At 63.8% G+C, this 23064-nt stretch carries 12 protein-coding genes; 5 read left to right on the top strand and 7 right to left on the bottom strand.

What is annotated here, in order from left to right:
- The first annotated feature begins 214 nt into the window (after positions 1–214).
- A complete protein-coding gene (locus AB0G11_RS13925; RefSeq protein WP_357586065.1) occupies positions 215–3238 on the top strand; it encodes an N-6 DNA methylase in 3024 nt (1007 codons plus the stop codon).
- A gap of 460 nt (positions 3239–3698) precedes the next feature.
- Here AB0G11_RS13925 and AB0G11_RS13920 read toward each other — a convergent pair whose 3' ends face one another.
- The 3 genes from AB0G11_RS13920 to AB0G11_RS13910 all read right to left on the bottom strand — a co-directional run bounded on the left by AB0G11_RS13920 (position 3699) and on the right by AB0G11_RS13910 (position 6671).
- Complete coding sequence (locus AB0G11_RS13920; RefSeq protein ID WP_357586063.1) at positions 3699–4067, bottom strand: hypothetical protein; 369 nt, start codon at positions 4065–4067, stop codon at positions 3699–3701.
- 170 nt (positions 4068–4237) lie between these two features.
- The gene (locus AB0G11_RS13915) at positions 4238–4981 is read right to left on the bottom strand and encodes a PaeR7I family type II restriction endonuclease (RefSeq protein WP_357586061.1); all 744 of its coding nucleotides are present in this window, start codon (positions 4979–4981) and stop codon (positions 4238–4240) included.
- A 13-nt stretch (positions 4982–4994) separates the two neighbouring features.
- Positions 4995–6671 (bottom strand): Eco57I restriction-modification methylase domain-containing protein, encoded by a 1677-nt coding sequence (locus AB0G11_RS13910; protein ID WP_357586059.1) that lies wholly within the window; start codon positions 6669–6671, stop codon positions 4995–4997.
- Between the two features lie 714 nt (positions 6672–7385).
- Between AB0G11_RS13910 and AB0G11_RS13905 the strand changes: the two genes are divergently transcribed.
- Positions 7386–8174, top strand: coding sequence for a PaeR7I family type II restriction endonuclease (locus tag AB0G11_RS13905; RefSeq protein WP_357586057.1), 789 nt, complete (start codon positions 7386–7388; stop codon positions 8172–8174).
- A 1469-nt stretch (positions 8175–9643) separates the two neighbouring features.
- Here the strand turns inward: AB0G11_RS13905 and AB0G11_RS13900 are convergent.
- The gene (locus AB0G11_RS13900; RefSeq protein WP_357586055.1) at positions 9644–11104 is read right to left on the bottom strand and encodes a S1 family peptidase; all 1461 of its coding nucleotides are present in this window, start codon (positions 11102–11104) and stop codon (positions 9644–9646) included.
- A 1010-nt stretch (positions 11105–12114) separates the two neighbouring features.
- On the opposite strand from AB0G11_RS13900, the gene AB0G11_RS13895 reads away from it, so the two are divergent.
- Complete coding sequence (locus tag AB0G11_RS13895; protein WP_357586053.1) at positions 12115–15183, top strand: DUF3427 domain-containing protein; 3069 nt, start codon at positions 12115–12117, stop codon at positions 15181–15183.
- 266 nt (positions 15184–15449) lie between these two features.
- Here the strand turns inward: AB0G11_RS13895 and AB0G11_RS13890 are convergent, their stop codons facing one another.
- Complete coding sequence (locus tag AB0G11_RS13890) at positions 15450–16466, bottom strand: hypothetical protein (RefSeq protein WP_357586051.1); 1017 nt, start codon at positions 16464–16466, stop codon at positions 15450–15452.
- Positions 16467–16588: 122 nt separating this feature from the next.
- On the opposite strand from AB0G11_RS13890, the gene AB0G11_RS13885 reads away from it, so the two are divergent.
- Positions 16589–16888, top strand: a complete 300-nt coding sequence (locus AB0G11_RS13885; protein WP_357586049.1) for a nucleoside triphosphate pyrophosphohydrolase — start codon at positions 16589–16591, stop codon at positions 16886–16888.
- Positions 16889–17203: 315 nt separating this feature from the next.
- Positions 17204–18082: a hypothetical protein gene (locus tag AB0G11_RS13880; RefSeq protein ID WP_357586047.1), complete on the top strand. Its 879-nt coding sequence runs from the start codon at positions 17204–17206 to the stop codon at positions 18080–18082.
- A gap of 159 nt (positions 18083–18241) precedes the next feature.
- On the opposite strand, the gene AB0G11_RS13875 is transcribed toward AB0G11_RS13880, so the two are convergent.
- Both AB0G11_RS13875 and AB0G11_RS13870 read right to left on the bottom strand, forming a co-directional pair.
- Positions 18242–22171 carry a CHAT domain-containing protein gene (locus tag AB0G11_RS13875; protein WP_357586045.1) on the bottom strand — a complete coding sequence of 1310 codons (3930 nt, stop codon included), beginning with the start codon at positions 22169–22171 and terminating at the stop codon, positions 18242–18244.
- Positions 22168–23034 (bottom strand): hypothetical protein, encoded by an 867-nt coding sequence (locus AB0G11_RS13870; protein WP_357586043.1) that lies wholly within the window; start codon positions 23032–23034, stop codon positions 22168–22170. Before AB0G11_RS13870 ends, AB0G11_RS13875 begins: the two co-directional genes overlap by 4 nt.
- Between the last annotated feature and the right edge of the window lie 30 nt (positions 23035–23064).

Here is a 23064-nt window from a genome sequence, read left to right as displayed (position 1 = left end):
CCGTTGCCTGGCGTACCAAGGCGACGGTGAGGAGCTCTCGGGGTTCCGCCCGAACCCGGCGGGTGGATAGAGACATGCGGCGAGATGTGTAGCTCAGACGAAGGGTAGGCCGTAGAGTTGCTGGCCAGACCACCGGTGCATGGAGGATTTTCATATGACGTCGCAAGTGGATCGCTTGGAGCAACTGGTCCAGCGCATCGCCGCTCGCGACGCTATGAGACCCGAGGCTGATCTACAGGCCGACATCAAGCAGCTGCTCACGACTGCCAACCTCAACATCCTTGATGCGCAGGTTGCAGTAATGGAGCAGCCGCTAAGGGATGGCACCCGTCGCCGCATTGATATAGAGATCGGTCATGCTGTTATTGAGGTAAAGCGTGATCTCAGGCGTCCAGGGGTAATGCAAGAAGCGATCGGTCAGCTAAAGGGTTATGTCGAAGCCCAGACTTACCGACTGGGTACCCGGTACGTTGGAATCTTGACCGATGGTGCAGAGTGGCATCTCTTTCACCTCGCGGAGGGCTCGCTCTCGGAGGTTGCTCGCCTAAGCCTTAATCCAAGCGATCCAGCAGTTGACCAGCTGCTGACGTGGCTTGAGGCCATCCTTGCAACAAGGGAAGATATCCGGCCAACACCCGCCGAAATCAAGAGGCGACTCGGGGCCGATTCTCCAGCATATAAGCTCGATCACGCCTCTCTCCTAACTCTCTATGAGACGGCATCCAATAACTCAGAGATTCGCTTGAAGAAGGATCTCTGGGCGAAGTTGCTCCGAACTGCACTTGGGTCGGCATTCACGGACGATGACAAGCTTTTTGTCGACCACACCCTGCTGGTTCTAACAGCGGAAGTTATCGCCCATGCAGTTCTGGGCTTCGATCTGACCTCAGCTGAGCTCTCGCCGCAGAGCTTGGTGCGCGGGGAGTCTTTTAGCGACTCTGACATTCTTGGAGTCGTTGAAGCAGACTTCTTTGATTGGGTGCTAGAGGTCCCCAGCGGAAGAGAGTTTGTCAGTGATTTAGCCCGCCGGCTCTCCCGATTCGACTGGTCCGACATCGAACATGATGTGCTTAAGGTGCTTTACGAATCGGTCATTAATCAGCAGACCCGAAAAGATCTCGGAGAGTACTATACGCCCGACTGGCTCGCAGAGCGTATGGTGTCCGAGACGATTAAGGATCCGCTGCATCAGCGAGTAATGGACCCTTCATGCGGATCAGGGACATTCCTTTTTCATGCCATCAAGGCATACTTGCGTGCCGCCGATGAGTCCGGGATGAGCAACGGCGAAGCACTAGCCAAGCTTCCGAGGCATGTAATCGGCGTGGACGTTCACCCTGTGTCAGTAACGCTAGCACGTGTTACTTATCTCATGGCAATTGGTGCAGATCGATTGAGTGCCGAAGATAGAGAGGCACTAGCAGTTCCCGTATACCTAGGCGATTCTGTGCAATGGGAGCAGAACAGAGGCTTTATTTCGCAAGGCGAAGTTTCTATTCCCACAGCAGGTTCGGACCTAGCCGAAGGCGCCGAGTCGATGCTTTTCGGCGACGATTTGGTCTTTCCTGAACGGGTTCTGGCCGATGCACAAATCTTTGACCGCTTGGTGGCGGAAATGGCGGATCGAGCTATTTCTTATACTGGGCAAGGCCGCTACCCCAGCATTCGCCCAGTGTTGACCAGGCTAGGAATCCATCCAGGTGATTGGCCTATCGTCGAGGCTACCTTTGCGACGATGTGTCGACTACACGCAGACGGGCGGAATCACATCTGGGGTTACTATGTTCGGAACTACATTAGGCCTATCTGGCTGGCGAGGCCAGAAAATCGCGTAGACGTTCTTATTGGTAACCCGCCTTGGCTAGCATACCGATTCATGACGCCCGCCATGCAACGGAGATTTACGACGCTGTCCAAAGAGCGCAAGCTGGTGGGCAAGCTCGGAATCTCTGGACGGGATTTGTCGGCCCTTTTTGTTACGAGGGCGGTAGAGCTCTACCTAAAAGTGGGGGGGAGCTTTGCTTTTGTAATGCCAAGGGCTACCCTCTCACGGCAGGGATATGAGGGCTTCAGGACCGGCGCATGGATGTCCCCCGGTCATGGCAGTCTCAAGGTTTCCTTCGATACTGCGTGGGATCTAGAGCATATCAGTCCGAATATCTTTCCTGTGCCGTCGGCTGTCATTAGAGCCGTATTTTCTGCGGAGAGCGCCAAAGCACTCTCCGCAGACGTGCAGTACTGGGAGGGAAGACTTCCGGCGGCAGATGTCCGATGGATTACTGCCGAGAGCTATATCACGGTCAGCGAGGGATACGTACATCAGGTTACACGCGCGAGGGAAGCTGCCGGCTCGCCGTATCGGACTCGTTTTAGACAGGGGGCGGTGCTCATCCCAAGAGCGCTACTGTTCTGTGTGGAAGCACCATCAAAGCCTCTAGGCGCAGGCTCTGGAAGAAAAGCTATCCGATCTCGACGAACCACTCAGGAGAAGCCGCCGTGGAGCTCGGTTCCGGATATCTCGGCTAATGTTGAGTCCCAGTTTGTACATCCGGTTCACCTTGGCGAAACTGTGGCTCCCTTCAGAGCACTTGCACCTCTTCGGGCCGTGGTGCCTATCCGGCAGAATGGACTCCTCGAAGCGGAGGAAATCGAAGAATATCCAGGACTTGCTAAATGGTGGAATCGGGCGAGTGAGATCTGGGATCAGAACAAACGGAGGAGCGATAATTCAACGTTCTTGGAGAGAATCGACTTTCATCGGCAGCTAAGTAGCCAGGTTCCCGCTAGCCCGCACAGGGTCGTCTATACGAAGGCTGGGAACAATCTTGCTGCAGCTCGCATCAAGGATGTGCGTGCGATAATCGATCAGAAGCTGTATTGGGGCGCAGTTAGTAGTGTTGATGAAGCCCATTACCTTGTAACGCTTCTCAATAGCGACGCGGTCCACAAAATAGCGTCTGCCATGCAATCACGTGGACTGTTCGGTGGCCGCGATTTTGATAAGTATGTATGGTACGCTCCCATCCCTTTGTTTGACTCGTCCGACCAGTTGCATCTTCGGATCGCCGCGCTCGGTGCCGAGGCAGAGACGGCAGCTGCGAACTTGACTCTTACGCCAGATTTGCACTTCCGGAAGGCCCGGGAGACTGTACTTCAGGAGCTGGAGCGTCTTGGGATCGTGTCTCGCATGAGGGTTCTGGTTGAAGAACTCTTCGCTAGAGCTGGGACGCTGGTCTAATTGGGGTACCGTCGAGCACCGCGTGGCGTGGCGTGGGCTGTTGCTACACCGGAAAGCGGAAACGCTGGGCTGCCGCGCCGCTTCCGGTGCTCGGGCCTGGCGGCCCTGCGCTCCGGGTCGGCTTGCCACCGGATGACGTGGTGCTCCCCCCTCGGGCTGAGGATATGCAGGGGATGATCGCACTGACATGGACTGTCCGGAGGACGTTCGCCCAGCTCAACATGCCTAAGGAGCCGGAGAGGCGCCCACTCTCCTACGGCGGATGTCGATCGACTTTGACCGTGACGATCGCTCATTCGCCACTCGCTGGCTGTGTCGGGGCGATCGACGCCGAGGCCCATTCTTGTCGGGCGCCGGCAATGTGGCACGCAATCCGGTCACGATGTCACGGTCGTGGCCCTCACGCCGCCGCTCCGGAACCTGGGCTGCACCGTCATCCACAGCAGCAATTCGCTGGGATCTACCTCTGTAGTCGATCGTCTGCATGGCCGTTACGGTTCAAGCGATAGACTCCACGGTTGATCCGTTCCAGATCGTCATAGGTCGTCCCCGCATTGTCCGGCGCGTTGCGGCACATGTGCCCAGTGACCATGGTCCGAATGGTCGCGTCCGCATAGCCGGTTCCACGACGCTTTATCTCAGCAACGACCTGAGCCGGGGTGAAGCTGTCACGTCCAGATCGGGCGAGCAACGCGCGGATCGCCGCGAGAATGTACGCCTTCTTCTTGGAGACCCTCACAGTCGTGGCCCGGAAGGCGGACGCATTCTCGGATACCGAAACATCGAAAGGTACCTCGCGAATACTCAATTCCTTGCATGGGGTGATCACGCACCGCGCATCCGCCGTGCAGGCTATTTGCCCAGCCTAAGCGGCCTAAATAGGCCGAGCTACCCTGCTCTCCTAAGCATGTTCTGCCGCGGTATGAGGTCTGGACAGACGTACGTTTGTCATCCTTGCGACTCTTCCGTTTCTCTAACCCTTTCCCTGAGCTTGCAGGATCAGAGTGGCAGCGTATCCACGCGCTCAGGTAGTCCCAACTCTTTCAAATAGGTGATTCTTGCCGTGATAGCTGCAGAAAAATGCTGCCAATCGAGGCTCTTGGTTGGCTCGCTAGGCTCAGGATTAACCTGCGACGAAGCAATGTAGCACACTGCGTCGTATAGCCCTTCCGCCAATAGCCTTTGACAGAAAATCGAAAATCTGTCTTGATAAGAAGCGCCGTGCCAAATATCTTCTATCGGGAAGGCCGCACCATTGCTGGGTTTCACGGGAGAGCGTGACCCTTTGGCGTCTTCCATTATAAAGAAGTAGCCGAGCCATGGCTTCTCGCCTGGGAAGAGATCGGCCAGCGCGGCCCGTCGGAGGTCTACAGCGCTACCGAGTGCTTCCTCTACTCGGTTGTTGTAGTTATTACCAAACGAGGGACCGCCTAACGCCTTAAGCTCGAATGCCGCAACCAAAGTATTCCGATGTGCTACAACAACGTCCCACTTCTTCTGAGGACGGTAATAGCCAGGCAGTTCCAGGCCCTTACTGATCCGGATGTCTCGCGGTGCATACCCAGCCTCAAGGAAGAACTTAGCCAGCAGAGCCGCGATGTCATCGAAGTGCTTGCCTCCGCGCACAGAACCTGCCGTGCCAGCTCCCACCGCGTCCTTGATCGCAGACATCTCCCTCTGCGTGTGCTTTGCCCCCCAATACGCGGCGATAGCGTCCACAAAGTCCTGGCGGGTGACCGTCACCAGAGTTCCCCTCCTAGTCCGGAAGCTCAGATAGCCCGTAGGCGCATAGAGCAGCCTCTGTGGCAGCCTGTACGTCACGACGTTCAAACGCTTCGATCAGAGCCGTGCAGACCTCGAAACTCATTTCCGATGGGTCAGGAACGCGAATCTTGCGAAGATACTGGGCCTGGAACCGTAGGGTCCCGCCCCGCATCTTCACCGCGTACGCCTCCACGAAGGCTTCGGCAACCTTCGAGAGGAGTAGGCCTCCAAGTACACGGAGATCCCACGTATTCGAGACGATGTAGTACAGGTTGTGGTGAGGGTACACCCCACCGGGATCAAGAACAGGGTGGATGGTCAACTTCATGTCGGGGAACAGAAGCTTCGGCCGCCCAGTGAGACTGTGGTCCACCTTGTCGATGGTCTTGTACCAGCGTTCGGGCTGATTGACGGCAACGTAGCGCTTCCTCAAGACTGCACTGTGCCGTCTGAGATAGGCACCAAGGCGGGGGTACTGTGCTAGGTCCACTAGATTGCCCTGTGTATCCCAGGGGTTGACCAGGTAAGCGTCCCCACGCTTGAGGGTGCCGCTAGTGGTGTCGCGGACCATAGCCAGGGGTAGCAGTCGGTCCTCTTCTACAAGGTCTCTGTCGTGGGTGATGAAGATCTTGTCAGCACCCGTGGCGATGCCTATGCCGACTCGTGTGCCTGTCGTCTTGTCTTCCAGCAGGGCGAAACGGTCGCTGAGGTCTTCCAGCATTGCGAGGCGGCCGGGTGAGGCCGCCGGCCAGGAGTCTCCAGTTGGGAACCAGTGAGGAAGTCGAGCCGCGTGGTAAGTTGGACGGTCAACCCTGATCTGATCGGCGACTCTTGTCCACGCTATGAACTCTGCAGCTTCTGAGGCGCCAAAATGCTGTGTCGTATCAGCGGCAATGGCCGGGCCTTGTGGCCCGTTCCTGATGATCGTGATGGCTGGATACGCGGACACCTGTTCGTGGAAGGCATCCACATCGTGCATGCTCAAGACGAGTTCCATGCTGTAGGACTGGGTCACTAGTTGCCGGAGCTTCTGCCCGTACTGGTTACGCATCCAGCGGTCTGCGCAGATGAAGCCGAGCTGTCCTCCAGGTTTGAGGCTCCGTAGGCCCACCTCATAGAAGCCGACGTAGACGTCCGCCCTGCCGCCCATGGACAAGCATGCCGCTCGGTAGGCAGCCATACGCTCATCCGGGACATCTTCCAGCCTGATGTAGGGAGGATTGCCGACGATGAAGTCAGCCGTCTGTGTGATCTGTTCCTGAAGTAGGTAGTCGCCTTGGTTGACCCAGGAGTGGACTACCTTCCCAACTTCAGCGAGATCCCACCCATCTGCAACCAGCTGGTTGACCAGCAAGTCGCGACTCAGCTGAACGTTCCGCTCCAACAGATCGAATGCTTCTACTGCGTCGACTGCCTCGAGAAGCGAGCGTCCGTGGGTTCGACAAGACGCGCTCAGGCGCTCCACGATGGGGCTGAGGAAGGCGCCAGCACCGCAGGCAGGCTCAACAATGCGCATTTCGGCCAGGTCGCATTCAGCGGTGTACCCCACAAGATCAAGGACAGTCTCGACTACCCACCGTCGGGTAAAGACTTCGCCGTGCGAGACTGCCTCTTGCAGGGAGACGGGCAAGGGCAAGCTGTCGGTCCGGGAGAGTTCGCGAGTGGCCACTGACCGACCATACCCGCTGTTCAGCATGCTTGTTTGGCCCTTGAACGAGCGTAACCATCTGGAGCCAAAGGCGGCCAAGCCTAGGATGATCCCCTGCCGCTTACACCCTCTTCGACCTGTACAAACGCCCCGAAGACCTGGACAAGGCGTGCGGATGTGGGTGGTCCGAGCAGTTCGCCGATGAGCACGGGCTTGGCCCCAGACCGGTAGACGTGGTCCGCGTGATGGTCATGGTCAGCCCATGTGTCGCTGTCACTCCAGATCGTTCGCGCACATGCGCTTACCGGGCCCATCACCTCTATGCCCACAAGACCACTGAGCGCCTGAGGATGTCGTCACGCGCCTCTTCCGGATGATCACGTTCCTTGCCGGTCGGTTTCCGCTGCAGCAGGGGCCCTTCTTCCTGCTCCAGAAGCGGCCGACACCGTGTTCCCGTCGCCGTGCTGCTGGATGGGTGGTCGATGGACATCCAGTTGGGCAAGGTACGGGTTTGCTCCCCACATCACGCACGACCTACGTGACGGGCATGCTAACCCCCGGAGCCTCTTTCGTGCCGCAAGCCGACCGTCTCTCGCGTTCGGCTCTCCACGCGATAGGGGACGCCACCTTCACGGCGATGCAGAGATCGACGGTGAGTAGCCGCATCCGACAGCACTCAGTTAGACAGGCCAGCAGCGATCCCTGCTGGGGACTTTACTCCGGCTTGATCGCGAGATGTACACCGGTACCCTTGATCGCATTCAGAACCCGACGGAGCGGGCCGAGGGGAGTGCCACGGTGCACGGAGCGCAGATCGACGAAGCACTTGATGTCTTCTGGACTAATCGCGACAAGCAGAGTGTCCAGAGAAATCTTCACATGAAAGGCTTTGAGGCCCTCATACGACAAGAGCTCATTAACGCTGGCATTCCAGATAATTATATCTTCACCGGAAAGCCTTACCTCCCTGGATACTATCGCGCACGGAAGCAGTGGGATTTAGTTGTTAGCTATGATGGCATTCTAGTCGCGGCGATCGAGTTCAAGTCACAGATCGGCAGTGTCTCCAAGAACATCAACAACAGGTTTGAAGAAGCGCTTGGAACTGCCACAGACACAGCGGCCGCCCAGGAAAGGAACGAAGCATTTGGACCCATTGCCCCCTGGATGGGCTATGTCTTCATCCTCCAAGAAGACGAAGAAACCACCAAGAAAGATCGCGATACAAGCGCGAAGTTTGAAGTCGATCCAACCTACGTCGGCATGTCATACGAAGATCGCTACCAAGAAATGATCAGGCGTTTCTTGTTGCACAAGGTGTACGACGCTGGATGGTTCCTCACAACGACCTATATCGACGGTGTACGCACACACAAAGAGCCACTTAGTATCGCTAGCTTCGCCGTATTCGCAGCAGCACTCAACGGCCGAGTCCAACAGGTTCAGGCCTTCCTTGAGGACCGTCGCGAGAAGCAGACTCAGTCCGACGAACCCAGCACTGGCCGCACTCCTGAATTGTTCTAGAAGGAAATATATAAGAGCGGCGCCCCGGCCACCACATGGCCCTGTACTCGGTCGCAAACTGCGTGTGCGGTCTGGGACCTTCTGACGTGCACCGTGTTCGGACCATGTGGGGGAGGATCTCGCGAGCGGTTTGGGCTGCGTAACAGGCGCGCCCAGTTCAGACACCTACACCAACCTTACGTCTGCCGCTCTCCTACAGTAGGTGCTGCGGTTCCTGATCGTGCCTGGGCGCCGAGGAGCGCAGCCTCACGCCGGAACGTGCGGCGGTAGGCGTAGGCAGTACGCCGATCGTGCGGTGAGTGGCGGTGCAGCGCAGCGCAAGATCTGCTCACTTCTAAGACCGGGGAACGCGACGGAGCATTGATATCTCGGTTGCAGGCATGGTTGTCCTCGCAGTTACCTCCGCGCGCCTACTCAGGCGAAGAACGAGGACGGGGCCGGCTGTCGCCCCAATAACCGGTTCGCGCGCCGTCGAAGCTGTCCGTCCCTCCAATCGGCAGACACGCGACATCCGTATGGCGGTGACACGGGACAAGTGCGGGATGATCAAGCAGCTCGCACCAGCCCATCACCGTCTTTCAGCAGGTCCGCCCATGTAAATTTACGTCCCAGCCTCCGCTCTCCTAAAGCGGGTGCCGCAGGTTCAAATCCAGCCGAGACCCCATCGTCCAGCAGCGACAAAGAGGGATTGACCCGGGAAAGCGCTGGCTGATGGCCTTCTTGTGTCCGGCGATGTCCGGCTGCTGCTGATCGTTTGCAGCTGATCGCGCCAAATGCGTGAGCACGACTCCTGGCATGCCCCACTACAGCCAAATGCACTATGCGCCGCATCTAGCGTAGAGAGCCCGCGAAACTAACTTTTCAAACGTCCAATCCCAGATGGCTCGACGATGAAGAATCCATCATGGGCGGTACACGTGCCAGGCGGCTGAGTAAGCGTAGAGATTCCAGGGACGGGCGGCTTGAGGTTAGGCGGATAGTCCGAGCCATCTGCCGTAAATAATGCACCCTCGAAAATCTGTCCAATTTGGTGAATCTCGATGCCTCGTCTGCCGTCTGATGTTCGGACCGGTTTCGTCCCCTCGGGCCATAGGGGGATCAGCGTCCTGAGTTGACGATCGTGATCGCCATGTCTCGTAACCACAAGACACGACTCACTTTCCACCCACTCAAGCCGTGCCGTCAACGGCATCAAGGTGGAGTAGAACTCCCCGTGGTATACAGCGATGGCCGGATCGGTGCCGATAACGGCGTGGCATACCTTGTCCGACGGGCACGGTTCAGGCGGAGCGGCAGCGGATGATGACCCGCTTCGGCGAGCGTCTGCAGTGCAGGCCACTAGACTCACGGCCGCCACAAGCATCGCAGCGATTGCGGACACTCGTCTCACGGAGACCACCCTTCTGGCAAGGAGGGTTGGACCGCCTTATAAGGCCGCGGTCCAGCCCTCTACGCTACTCCTAGCCCCTCTATTCGCGGTTCCAAATCCTGTAGCCGAAGGCGTCGCGGTACACCGTCACGTGGCTGTACGCGCAGTACAGTGCCGTCTCGCCAGCGAGTGCACCCTCTCCGACGACGATGCCATATGCGGTGAAGCCTGTTGACGGGCCTCCCGTGAAGGCGGGGCCGCCGCTGTCACCACCGGCACATTTGGTCCCGGCACGTTCGTTGGTGACGTAGAGATTATCTACGGTGCCGTTGGACCAGTTGGTTCTCTGCACAGTACCGCAAGTTGTCCCGGTGCTCTTCCCCCACTTGCATACGGCATCACCGACCCACTGGATGGGATCCTCGGCATCCACGTATGCCTTCTGGTTGGAACTCCAGTAGAAGGTCCGGGTGAGCGTTAGACCTCCCCGGGTGTACAGCGCAGCTTCACCGTAGTCGCAACCCAACCAGCATGAGTTGGTCAAGCTGATCCCGGTGCAGTTGCCTCCATCAACGGGATAGTTGCAGTATGTTCTCGTCGGTGCGCCATTAGAGCAGTGCCCAGCCGTGGCATGGCGCCGCGTCTCATAGTCCCAGGTGGCTACCACATTGAAGTTGGACGTGCAGTCTCCGAGGTTCCCCCCGCCCCGAATGTACGGGTCCGCGGCAGAGGTGGTGGCCGAGGCGGTGGTGGTGGATGAGAAGTTGGATGCGACAGGCTTCTCCGTGACCGTCACGTCCACGGTGATGGACGGATTGGTCACCAGCGAGGTCACCGCCGAACTGACGGCGTCCTCCTGGACGGACGCTTTAGCTGCGGGTGCGGGGACGACGAGGCTGTGCACAGTACCGGTCTTGGCGTCGTAGTAGCTGGCCACATCAGAGAAGCGAGGGTCGTCCCGTAGGGCACGATGCACACGCTTCTTCGTGTCGTTCAGCTCGGCCTCGGTGTAGCCCAGGCGACCCTGTAGCTCCACCCGGAAGGGCAGGGTTTTGGCAGTTTCTACGGCCGGCGCCGGGATATCCCCCTTGAAGCCGAGCCAGACCTGCGAGCCGTCGGCGGCGCGCTCGCCACCAGCAAAATCGCCCTTGAAGGTGCGCTGGAGCTGGACCAGCTTCTGTTTGGCCGCTGGCCATGATCCGTGGCGCTCGATGGCCTCGCTGAAACTGACGCCTTGGGCCTGCGCCATACCCTTCAGGACTTCGAGGTGCGCGGCGGAAAGATCATCGATGGTGACGTCGGGGATATCGACGGGGCCGTCTGGCCAGTTCGCGGTCGCCGCCGGATCCGTCTTTGCCTTGTGCGCGATGTAAGCGGCCACGGCGTGCTCCAGGGAGATCCCCTTGCGAGCCGCGTTTCGCTTGAGTCTTTCCAGTGCTGGACGGTGGACTTTCGGTTGCGACTCTGCGGCCAGTACCATGGTCTCGGTCTGAGCGGAAGATGCTACAGCGGGGGAACCCGCGAGGCTGAACGCCGATAACGGCAGCAGTAGCGCCACCATGGCCAGGAACGTTATCCGCCTTGCCGCGGTCCCGCCTGCTAACTGTGAAGAATGATCCGCCACTTTACCTCCACGCACTTGAGGGAGTTCCGGAGCGAAGTTAACATGGCCTTTTTCTACGAGTAAGGCTTGATATTCCTATCATTCTGTGGGGCTGGCATTGCATCTGGACAGTCGCCCTCCGCAGACTGTGGGCGATCGCGTATTCAAACAAAGAACATATTGTTGCTCGACATATTTAGGGGGACGCTGCAGTCTTGTACGTGCGCACGGCTCTGGACACGCCACACTGTTGCCACGATCCGATGTGCTGCACCGCCTCCACGCTCCAGCCCCCAGCAAGCCCGTAATGTCCGGTTCATAGAAGTGCTTCAGAACGGCCTCTGCCGCCTGGGGTAATGTGCAGGTCGGCGATAGGGCTCCCACGTACTCAGAGGGATGCGACGCTTGGCACCTTCGTCGTGCCCGACGATGCACTTGGCGTAGACATGTAAGTGGACCTCCGCGCTGTGGCCTGCACACGCGGCGACCTGTGCAGCAGGTCCTGGTGGAGAGACGAAGCGAAGTTGGCGTCCAGAGGTAGCGGCGATGCGCACAGCGGGCCAGGCTCCTCCGACATGGCCGGCCAGATCAGGGTGTACGCGTCCGGCGGCCTGGCCCTCGTCCAGTGGCCCAGCTTCGGGCGCTGACTCTCTGCCCCACGGCGAGTCTCAACAGCCAGAGGCTGTCGATCATGAGGTAGACGGGATGGTCGGCGCTCGTGTCGCAGGACGGTCCGTACTCCCTTAAGCAGTTCCCAGGCTCTGCCTAGACGGGTTGTCGTGCCGCTGCAAATGTCCCAGGACGCACAGAAGAAGCAGCCACTCGTACAGGTGCGCTCACCGCCCCTGCCCCAGCGCCAGATCTAGTCGACCACTTGATCCAGTTCACCATCAGCCGCAGTAGGGAGGCACTTTTCGACCTCGGCAAAGGCATACCGCTCTGGCCGGCCGCGTCCTATAGTCGCCGAGGTGAGCGATCTTCAGCCGGGTGTCTACCAGCATCTGATCACCCGCGAGGTGGGCGCCTTGCTGCGTGCGGTGTCCGATCGCGACCTGATCGATCGCCGGTCCTTGGATCTCGCCGACTCTCACGAGACACTGGCCCGGCATCTGGCTGCCCTCACTCGCCGGGCGCTCCGCTCGGTGCGGGGTGAGAGCGACACGGTGCGGCTGGCGCGGCAGGTGGAGATCGTCAACCGGGTCGCCGACTTGATCGGTGAACTGGTACCCGAGGCCGCTTCACCCGAGGAACTCGTTGAAGCCGCAGATGAGTTGCTGGGCATCGCCAGGGGCCGGGACGCGGGCGGGCGCGTGCGCTTCCCAGCGCGGCCGGTGGTCCCTCTCACGGGAAGCGCCTTGCTGGTCAACGGCCGCGGACAGCCGGAGATCGGCCATGAGCTCAAGCGCGAGCTGGCCTCCGCCGATCACGTCGACCTGCTGTGCGCGTTCGTGAAGTGGAACGGCGTGCGCGTCCTGGCCGAGGAGATCCACGAATTCCTAAAGCGTGGCGGCAGGTTGCGCGTGGTCACCACCACGTACATCGGCGCCACCGACCGCCTTGCGCTGGACCGGCTGGCGGGCATGGGCGCCGAGATCCGCGTCTCCTACGACACCCGGATGACCAGGCTGCACGCCAAGGCGTGGCTGTTTCACCGCGGCAACGGCCTGTCCACCGCCTACGTCGGCTCCTCCAACCTGTCGCGCACCGCTCTCAGTCACGGCCTTGAGTGGAACGTCCGCCTCGCCCAGGCCGAACAGCCACACCTGATCGACACGTTCGGCGCCACCTTCGACGACTACTGGGGCGATCCGTCGTTCGAGCCCTACGACCCGGAGCATGACGCCGAGCGGCTGGACCGCGCCCTGTCCGCCGAACGGGCCGGCGGGCGGGCCGTCGTGCTCGACTTCGCGCACGTGGACGTCCGGCCGTACTCCTACCAGCGGGAAATCCTGGACGAGCTCGACGCCGAACGGCAGATCCACAACCGGTGGCACAACCTTGTCGTCATGGCCACCGGCACCGGCAAGACCGTCGTTGCCGCGCTCGATTACCGGCGGCTGCGCGCGGCCGGGCAGGCGGAGTCGGTGCTGTTCGTCGCTCACCGCAAGGAAATTCTGCGGCAGAGCCTGCTCACTTTCCGGCAGGTGATGCGAGATGAGACGTTCGGCGAGCTGTACGTGGACGGCGCCCGCCCCGAGCAGTGGCGGCACGTGTTCGCCTCGATCCAGACCTTGGACGCCAACCCGCTCCTCGAGCCTGACCGCTACGACATGGTGATTGTGGACGAGTTCCACCACGCCGAGGCCGCCACGTACCGGAAACTGCTCACCGGAGTTCGGCCCAAGGTGCTCCTGGGCCTGACCGCCACACCGGAACGCGCCGACGGGCAGGACATCAAGCACTGGTTCGGTGGCCGTATCGCCGCCGAACTCCGCCTGTGGGAGGCGCTGGAACGCGGACTGCTGGCCCCGTTCCAGTATTTCGGCGTCCACGACGGCACCGACCTGCGTCAGATCGGCTGGCGCCGGGGCCAGGGGTATGACGTGGGCCAGCTCTCCAACGTCTATACCGGCAACGACCGCCGTGCCGCCGTGGTCCTGGAGGCATTGCAACGCAAGATCGGCGACGTCGGGCGGATGCGCGCCCTCGGCTTCTGCGTGAGCATCGACCATGCCCGCTTCATGGCCGACCGCTTCACCCGAGCCGGGCTCCCCTCCGTCGCCGTCACCGCGCACAGCCTGCGTGACGAGCGGGACCAGGCACTACGTGACCTGCGAGACCGCAAGATCAACGCCGTGTTCACCGTCGACCTCTTCAACGAGGGCGTTGACGTCCCGGAGATCGACACCGTGCTGTTCCTGCGGCCTACCGACAGCGCCACCGTCTTCCTGCAGCAGCTCGGCCGTGGGCTACGGCTGGCCGAGGACAAGCCGTGCTTGACCGTGCTCGACTTCGTCGGCCACCAGCACAAACAGTTCCGCTTCGACCGGCGCTACCGAGCGCTCACCGGCGCCAGCCGTACCGGCATCGCCCGGGAAATCGAGCAGGGCTTCCCCACCCTGCCGGCAGGTTGCGTGATCGACCTGGACCGGGACGTACGCCGACTCGTCCTCGACAATGTCCGGCAGGCCCTCAACCTCAGCTGGCGGGACCTGGCACGAGAACTCCGCGACCTCGGAGACGTTCGTCTGCCCACGTTCCTGCAGGAGACCGGGCTGGACGTCGAAGACCTCTACCGTCGCAGCCGCCAGGGCTGGGCCTCACTGCGGCACGCGGCAGGCTTCAGCAGCACGCCGGGTGACGAGGCGCTCGGACGGGCCTTCGGCCGTATGTTGCACATCGACGACGTCGAACGCCTGGCCTTCCTCACCGAGGTGCTGGCCGGAAAGGCTCCACAATCGCCGCGCGAGCTACGCCTGATGGCGATGCTGGACGCGATGCTGTGGGGCGGCACCGAACCGATCTCCGGGATGGAGACCCGATTCGCCCGCCTCACGGGTGCTCGCGCGGATGAGCTGAAAGAGCTGGCGAACGTGCTCCGCTCCGGCCTGCGACACGTGGCCCCGCCGCTGGACCCCGTCGTGCCTCTGCACGTGCACGCCCGCTACAGCAAGAACGAGGTGCTGGCCGCCTTCGGCATCGACAAGCCCGCGCACATGCGGGAGGGCGTCAAATACGTGCAGGAGCACCGGGCGGACCTGTTCTTCGTCACCATCGACAAGTTGGAGGACCACTACTCCCCCACCACGCTGTACGCCGACCGGGCGATCAGCGAGGACCTGTTCCAGTGGGAGTCGCAGAGCACCCTACGCTCGTCGGCCGCCACCGCCCGCCGCTACGTGACGGGCGAATCCACGATCCACCTCCTCATCAGGCAGTCCAAGCGCGACGAAGGACTGGGCGCCCCGCCGTACACGTACGCGGGGCCGATGCGGTACGTGAGCCACGAGGGCGAGCGACCCGTCCGCTTCGTCTGGCGTCTAGACCACCGGCTCCCACCTGAGGTATTCCACTACGCCAAGGCAACCGCCGGCTGAGCCACCCGGTCCTCACGCAAGTCGCTCAGATCAGGCATAGAGCAGTGGGGCTGTCGCACATCGTGCCATCCCGCGAGAGACGGATTGCCTGCGAGGTAGGGGGGTACGGGCCAGGTCCGGATAACGGGCTGTCCTCGTTCGAGGTGAAGGACACCGCCATAGCTTTCGCCCATCACGAGGGCAGACTGGTTGACCTCGCAAGGTCGCCCGCGTACTTGAGCTCTCACGGTGACCACAAGGTTGACGGGACGACCCCATCGCAGCGATCACCGCAGCTCGTTACGGACCGTCTGGATGAAGTCCCACCATTCGCCCACCCGCCCGCCCGTGTAGCCATGACGCTTCAAGATCATTTGTAGCGTCTTCTTCAACGGATGAGGTGACTGCATGATCGCCTCGTTCCGAAGCGCCAGGCGAGTCAGCTGCCCCTCAGTAGGCGGCTGATTGCTCTTCTGCCCGTTGCAGGCTCCGTGCGCCGGGGCGAGGTTCCAGATGGCGTCCAAGTCGATGGCAGCAGAGCCGCGCAGCAGCCGCTTGAACGAGTACGGGAAGACGTGGTCGACCACGATCGCGTCGACGCCGACGATGAGCGGTTCGGCGCAGATGATGCAGCGGCCATGCTGGAAGCCGATGACGGCCTCGGTGACCCCCGCTACCGAACGCCGCCGCTCCTTGTCCGTGATGCGCAGCGTCTCAAGGTCGACCGCGATGCCCTCTTCGATCAGACTCCGTCCCACGCCGGCGGCGAATGACGTCTCGACAATGCTCCACCTCGCCGCCAGCTCCGTTTGAAGGTTCTCCCGCTGCTCGGACAGAGCGACTTCACGCAGGTGTTCGGTCAGCCTGACCACCCGCTTCTGGCCAGTGCCGGTGACTTCGTAGAAGCGGTGCGGCACCTCAGACGCGCCACTCCCCCGCAGGTTGTGAAACTTCTGCATCACCATTGCGGGCATCGACTTCATCGCAGCCGCGAGCAGCTTCCCGGTCGGAGAACCGTGCCGTACGGATTCCGCGGCCTCCTGCTGGGCCACGGTCAGGAAGTCCAGCTCGCCTGCGGCGGTCTTCGATGATGCCTGCGGCGCGTGGGCCAGGTGCTCGACCAGGCTCATCGCGTACGGCTCGGCCAGCTCGCTGAGCGGGATGTCGGTACGTCCCTCGGCGGCAGCGCCCAGCAGCGCCTCGCCCAAGGCGAACTTGTACGTGCGCACGTTGGCGCCCATGAGCACCGCCAGCCGCCAGGAGGAGCGGGCAGTCGGCTCTTCGCGAAAGAACTCCACACTCATCAGCACATGCCAGCCTTGATCACGATCTCGACCGGTTAAGGGTAGTTCGCGATCAGGAGGATGTCACTGAAGGTCAGTAGGCTCAGCACCTCTGCCGTACTGACCTTGGAGGACTCCGGGACATGGGGAAACTGGTGCGAGACAAAATTCCGGACATCATTCGCCAGAGCGGCCAGGAACCGGCCGTCACGGTGCTCCCCGAGGATGCCTACCGGGATGCTCTGGTGGCCAAGTTGTTCGAGGAGTCCACCGAGCTCGGCCAGGCGTCACCAGACGAGGTAACCGGCGAGATAGCTGACGTGTACGAGGTCCTACGCGCTCTAGCCGCGGTCCACGGGCACGACTGGGCCACGATCGAAGCAGTGGCAGCGGCCAAACGCGAAGAACGCGGAGCCTTCCGCGAACGCCTCTACCTCGCGTGAACGTACCCGCCTGGGCCGGGACGGCCGAGAACTTCGGCCGCCTCCCACAGCTTGGGCGGCTCGAGCAGTTCGGCAGCGTTCATCCTTGCCTCCCACGCCGGTCGGTATGAGCAAGCTAGAGCACGCCACCGACAAACGCGCAGCCCAGGCCCGCTGCTCCAGCAGCCCTGCGATGCTGTCTGAGTTGATCGGGTCGCCAAGCACTTTGTGACTCCACTCACATTTGACCGGATGTGCGAACCAACTCGCTGGTTATACGGTCAACCTGCTAGACGAGGGGTCCGCGGTACCGGGTTGATATCGCAGAGGAGCCAGATGTCCGCAGTGCAGACGAACGACGGTCAGAGGCTCGATCCCGGTGGCCGCAAATCGACCTGGCGCGTCGTCGCCACCGTGCTCTTTCCCTGGATGACTGCGAAGTTCCTGTACAAGCCCCGGGTCGGCCCGTCGCCCAAGGACCGGATGCTGGACCGGCTGGCGTTCTGGCGATCGATCATCGGCCTCGGCGTGATCCTGGTGGCGACCTCCCACTACCAGGACGTCTGGGGCAACATCATCCAGAAGGCGATGGAGACCGGGCGGCTGGCCGTCATCCTGTTGCCGCTGGCGCTGCTCACGATATTCGTCGTCACGCGCTCCGGACTTCGCGCTCAGCTCCTGCCCGGCGTGCTCCGGCTGATCGGGCGCTCGGTGCTCGCGCTGGCCCTTTTCTACCTGCCGATCGTGTTGATTTTCGCCGCGGCCGGCAACCTCAGTTTCGCCTCGCTGGCCAATGGTGAGGCCGAGTTCACCAGTGACATCGACATCAACGCCTCAGGGAGCGCGGCACTCTGGGTTCTCGTGGCGATACTCGCGGCGATCGTCCTCGTTCCCTGGTTCTTCGGCCTCTGGTATTGCACGATCTACTGGGCGGCGCGCACCGGGTTCTGGATGGGCGAGGTCCATCCGCTGCTCGCGCCGATCGGCACTACGGTGCTCATGCTGCTGATCAGCGGCCAGGAGCTCATCACGCGCGACACCAAGGGCGTGCCCGACTGGCTGTGGCTCACGCTGAACCTCTGCGGCGCCGCCACGGCCCTGGTGCTGGCCGTGCTCGAATACCGGCATCTCCGGTCGACCGGCTACCGGTTCCGCAACGGCCCGGAACCCGTGACCCAGGATTCGGACGGCTCGGCAGCCGCCGATCAGACCTGAGGCCCGCGTGCAACAAGTCGGAGTCCCCGGTCCCGATCTGCCTGGCCGGCGACTGCTCGGCCGTCAGACTGTGATCTGCGGCCATCGCCTGGCCTCCTTCGTGGATGCACACCGTTCGAAGGATCACGCGATGGCCGTCCACTTACCGGCGGCCCAAGGTCACTCCCAGGCGCCCACCAGGGTGAACCCCGCCCAATAGTACGGATCGGCGTAAGGCCGGTAGCCGGTCGGCGCTGGCGTTGCCCGGCTCGCCCGGCGGGAGCGCGCGAGCAGGGCGGTGAGCTCCAGGGCCTCCGGCGAGTCCGGCGCGGCGGCCTCGAGCAGTCCCTCGTAGGCCGCGTACGCCTCGGCGAACCGGCGGGCCTTGAGCAGCGCGTCGGCGAATCCGCGGTCGAGCTGTCGTCGCGTGCCGGCGTCCGATGAGCCGAGCTCGGCGCGGATCTGCTGATGGTAGGAGATCAGCCGGTCCGGGCGGAGGGCCGCGAGCGAGAGCTGGGCCTGGCGAAGCGCTTCGGCCTTCGACGTGCCGGACGCCCACCGGGCGTAGAACTCGCGCAGCAGGAGCACGGTCGAGATCTCCTCCACTTTCCAGAGCGTGACCAGCACGGACGCCGCTCCGGCGTAGAGGAGCGAGCGGGTGAGGCCGATGAGCTCGTCGCCGGGGCGGTGCCTGCCGAGCCCGCTGTCGCAGGCCGCGAGCGTCACCAGGTCGGCGTCCAGGCGCAGGTCGAGGATGTCCGCCGCGGTAAGGAGGTCGCCTCCCGCCAGGTGAACGCCGGACCTGAGCGGCTCCTCGGAGTCGAAGAACCCGTGACAGGCCAGATGCAGCACGTCGAGGCGGCCCTGTTCGGCGAGGGTGGCGAGGACCCGCTCCTTGGTGACCTCGGCTCCGCTGAGGACGCGGGCGCCGAACCGGGCAGCCAGATCGGCGGCCTGGAGGCGGCCGTGCACCACGGGCGCGTCGGCCATCGTGTCCGCCACGACGATCGCCCCGGCGCGCCGGGCCCCTGTTCGCGGCCCCGTACGCGGCTTCGTACGCGCTCGGACGTGCCGGAGCGCCGAGGCGCTGGGCAGGTAGACCACCGGGTTGCGGGTGATCAGGGGGCCCGTGACCCCGTCGCCGAGATCGAGGTCGAGCGCGCCGAGCGGCACCTGGTGCAGCGGGCCGTGCGGGACCAGGCAGATGACGTCGCCCGGTTCGCTCCAGCGGAGCGCAGGGGCTGGCAGACCCGCGTAGTTCTCCCCGGCCTCGGTCAGGAACCGGCTCGCCAGCTCCTTCGGCGTGCCCGGAGCCTGGCCAGGGCGCTGATCCGGGGTCCGTGCCTTCAGGCCGGAGTGCGGGTCGCGGATCACCCGGACCCCGTCGTGCGCGCCGGTGACGCCGAAGGTGACCACGGGCCCCTCGGTGACGTGGAAGGCGAGCAGCAGTGTCGCGGACCCGGTGAGGAGCGCGCGGATCTCGCTCGTTCCGGCCGGGGTGCCCCGGCGAAGCGCCGCGTACTCGGCCAGCTCCGGTGCGGCTGATTGGCGTTCCATGCCTGCCCAGACCTCGTTCAGCTCCCGCAGCGCGGTGCGCCACGTGCCGATCGCCGCGGCCCTGGCGGCGCCGTCCGTGCCGGACACCTTGGTACGCGCCGCAGTCTCGGCCTCGATCGCGCGGCGCTCGGCCGCCGCCCAGTGCCCGCTCGCCCTGCTCAGCACGCCGTCGCCCAGGAGTTCCAGCAGGACACGCGCCCGCCCGAGCTCGCTCACCTCCAGCGCGGCGGCGGCGGGATCCGCCGGCCACAGCCGGGCCGGGCCGGGCACACCGGCGGTCAGCAGGTCCACCGTCATGGCGCACGCCTCGGCGAGCAGCCTGCCCTGCGTGATCCGGGCGTCGGGCTCCAGGTAGTCGGCGCGCAGTTCCTCCAGCGTGGCGCGCGCCTCGGACAGCAGCCGGTAGGCGCTGCCGGGGTCGACCATGCGGTCCAGGCGGGCGAGCTCGATGCCGGTCTCGGCCGCCGCCAGCCGCTGGCCGTTGGCCTTGGCCCAGGCCAGGGCTCGCCGCAGCTCCCGCCGCGCCCGTCGGGTCCGGCCGTCGGACGCGTCCTCGCGGGCGCCCGCGAGCAGTTCGAGGTGCGCGGTGAACGGTGTCGGATAGAGCGCCGTCCCGTCGGCGGCCGACCGGCGCAGCCGCTTGAGTATCCGCCGGCCGACGGCGAGGATCGCGTGCCGGGTGAGCGGCGGATATCGCTCACCGCGCGGCTCCTCGTCCTCGCTCAGCAACGCCTTGAAAGCCGCCGGGGACTGTACGCTTCCCGCGAGCTCGAGCCAGGAGGCCTGGTCCGCCCCGGGCGGGGCAAGGGGGACCCCGCGGCGGGCCGCCAGCTCTCGCACCCCGGGATCGATCGCCGCGTCGTCGGCCACGCCGCGCAGGAGCCGCAGCGCGTCGCCGTCCCTGCCGAGCTCGGCCAGGGTCATGCCGTGCGCGACCCGGGCCAGTGCGGCGGCGGACCGCCGCTCGGTGCGGTCGAACAGCTCCACGGCCTGCGCGCCGAGGATCTCCGCCTCCTCGATCCGGCGCAGGGCGAGCAGGGTCTGGGAGTGCATCAGCGTCGCCCATCCCCGTTCCCCGCGGATGGCCTCGAAGATCTTGTCCTGGACGGTGTCCGGCTGGCGTTCTGCCACCCGCCCGGCCAGCTCCAGCCCTTCCTCCACCAGGTCGAACAGCGGCAGCATGTGCTGTTCGGACAGCCCCGGCTGCTGGTGGACCGCGCCCCGGCGGTGTACGGGCACGCCCTGGCTCATCTGGAGCGGGACGATCCCCAGCCACCGGATGAGATCCATGCCTCTGCGCCGCGGGAGTCCGCTCTCCCACGTGTGCAGCCACGATCCCCAGAGCTTGAGCCGCTGCAGTTCAGGGCTGCGGCGCAGCCGGGCGATCGTCACCCTCGGGTTCGGCAGACGCCACATCACCAGCCCGGCACGGAACACGTAGATCATGCTGAGCGTCAGCCCGGCCATGACGATGCCGGGATGGGGGTGCACGAGCGTGCCGATGAGCAGCAGCGTCAGTCCTCTGTCCGACAGCGTGAGCGCCAGCAGCCCGACCGGGAACATGACCACCGCGTACGCGGCGTTGATCGCCGGGACGGACGTGCGGAGCGGCCTGTGGGCGTGGGAGTCCAGGAGGTAGACGCCCACGACGGCCAGGGTCCACAGCGGCGACCCGTCCCGTGGCCAGGCCGAGGCCAGCCAGTCACCGAACGGGCCCGCGACGAGATACGCCATCAGGGCCAGTTCGGCGACGGCTCCGGTGGACAGCGCCTCCCGGGCGAGCGGTGCGTCACCGCTGGTGACGGTGATGAACGCGGCGACCACCAGGATCGCGAGCCAGCCTCCCAGCAGCGAGGCCATCAGGAAGCCGGGCGGCAGCCCGGACGGCACCGCCCCTGCCAACGCCCCCGCCGAGACCAGCACGACCACAGCGCCGGGCAGAATCATCAGCGACCACAGCAGCGTCCGGCTGAAAGCCCCCCAGCGGCTGGGCGGGACGGTGAGAATCGTCCGCTGACGGGCGATCTGGTCCGCTCTGCCTTGCTCGCGGTCGGCCGTACGCTGCTCGTTGCGTGACCGGAGTGACCAGGTCGCCCACCGGAGCCGTTCGAGTCGCCAGCCTGGATCCCGGCTCCAGCCCCGGGAGGTCATGCACCAGTCGGCGAGTTCGCCGAGCGCTCCGGCGGCGACGACCGGCAGCGCCACGGCCGCCCAGAGCGTTTCGTCCCCCAGGACGGGGCCGTACGTGATCGTGGCCGCCACCGGCAGGTACGTCAGGCCGGCGAAGGAGAGCAGCCCCAGCAGCACGCCGAGCACGACGGCTCCGGCCGCCGTGTCCGCTACGGGCCGCAGGACCGGGGTGAGGACGAGGAGGACGGCGGCCAAGATCGCTATGACGAGCAGTGCTGAGAGCGCCTGCTTGTTGCGGACGGCCCTGCGGCGCCACGCGGGCATCCTGCTGCGGCGACGCGGCCGGGTCCGCCGGTGTTCGGCCACGCAGATGGCCACGGCGACGCCGAAACAGCACCACCACAGCGGGTCGGCGAGGGTCATCCGGCACTCCAGGGAACGTCGAAGGGGATGCCGTCGTCCCAGAAGGCGGCGAGCCGCTCCCAGAGGACGATCTCGTCCTGCAGCGTGTCCGGCGGCTCGATCCCGAGCTGCCCGAGCAGGGTGCGCCGGTGCAGGTCGAACGCGACCTCGACATGCCCGCCGTACAGCACCGCCGCGGGGGTGGCGGCCCGGTGCGCGGCCAGGGTGACGACCAGGCCCGCCGCGGCGCACACGGCCGTCGGCAGGCTCTCGCGGCCGGAGAGCACCAGGGCCGCCAGCGCGGCGACCGTGAACACGCAGGCGACCACGGTGAGGGTGAGCATCAGGATCATGTTGGTGCGGGCGGCGGCGAGGTCGACGAGGGACTGCTGACTGAGCATCGGCTGCAGGCGGGGCCACACCGAGCTCGGCCTGATGCCGTAGCGGGCGCGAGCGTACTGCTCGGAGCGGCGCAGCGCGTTGCCGAACCGGGTCGGCAGCACCTCTTCGGGCACGTCGGGGGACGGGTAGACGGTGGAGAGCGCCTTGCGGGCGCGGGCCTGCTTGTGCCGCGATCCGGTGCGGCTGAGGCGTTTCCAGCGCCGCAGCCGCGCCCTGTGGTAGGCGGACCAGACGCGCGCCGCGGCCCGTCCGAGAGGTGTCGGCCACGTTCCGGCGAACAGCTCGACCAGCTTGGGCTGCGCCGCGGTGAGCAGCAGCGAGACGAACGCGACGACGACGGCGAACGCTCCGCAGCGCAGCCATTGGACGGTGGCGTCGAGCGCCTTCCACCCGGCCAGCGCTTGGGAGAGGCCGGTCACGTACGCCCAGAGGAGTAACAGTCCGGCGCAGAGGAGGAGCGCGGGGAGCACCGCGGTCAGCATGAAACGACGATCGACCGGGCCTGTCAGCAA

It is taken from the genome of Nonomuraea sp. NPDC023979, from assembly GCF_040639085.1.
Taxonomy (GTDB): Bacteria; Actinomycetota; Actinomycetes; order Streptosporangiales; family Streptosporangiaceae; genus Nonomuraea; species Nonomuraea ceibae.
The sequence above is the reverse complement of the archived record's forward strand: the minus strand, read 5'-3'. Positions and strand labels throughout refer to the sequence as shown.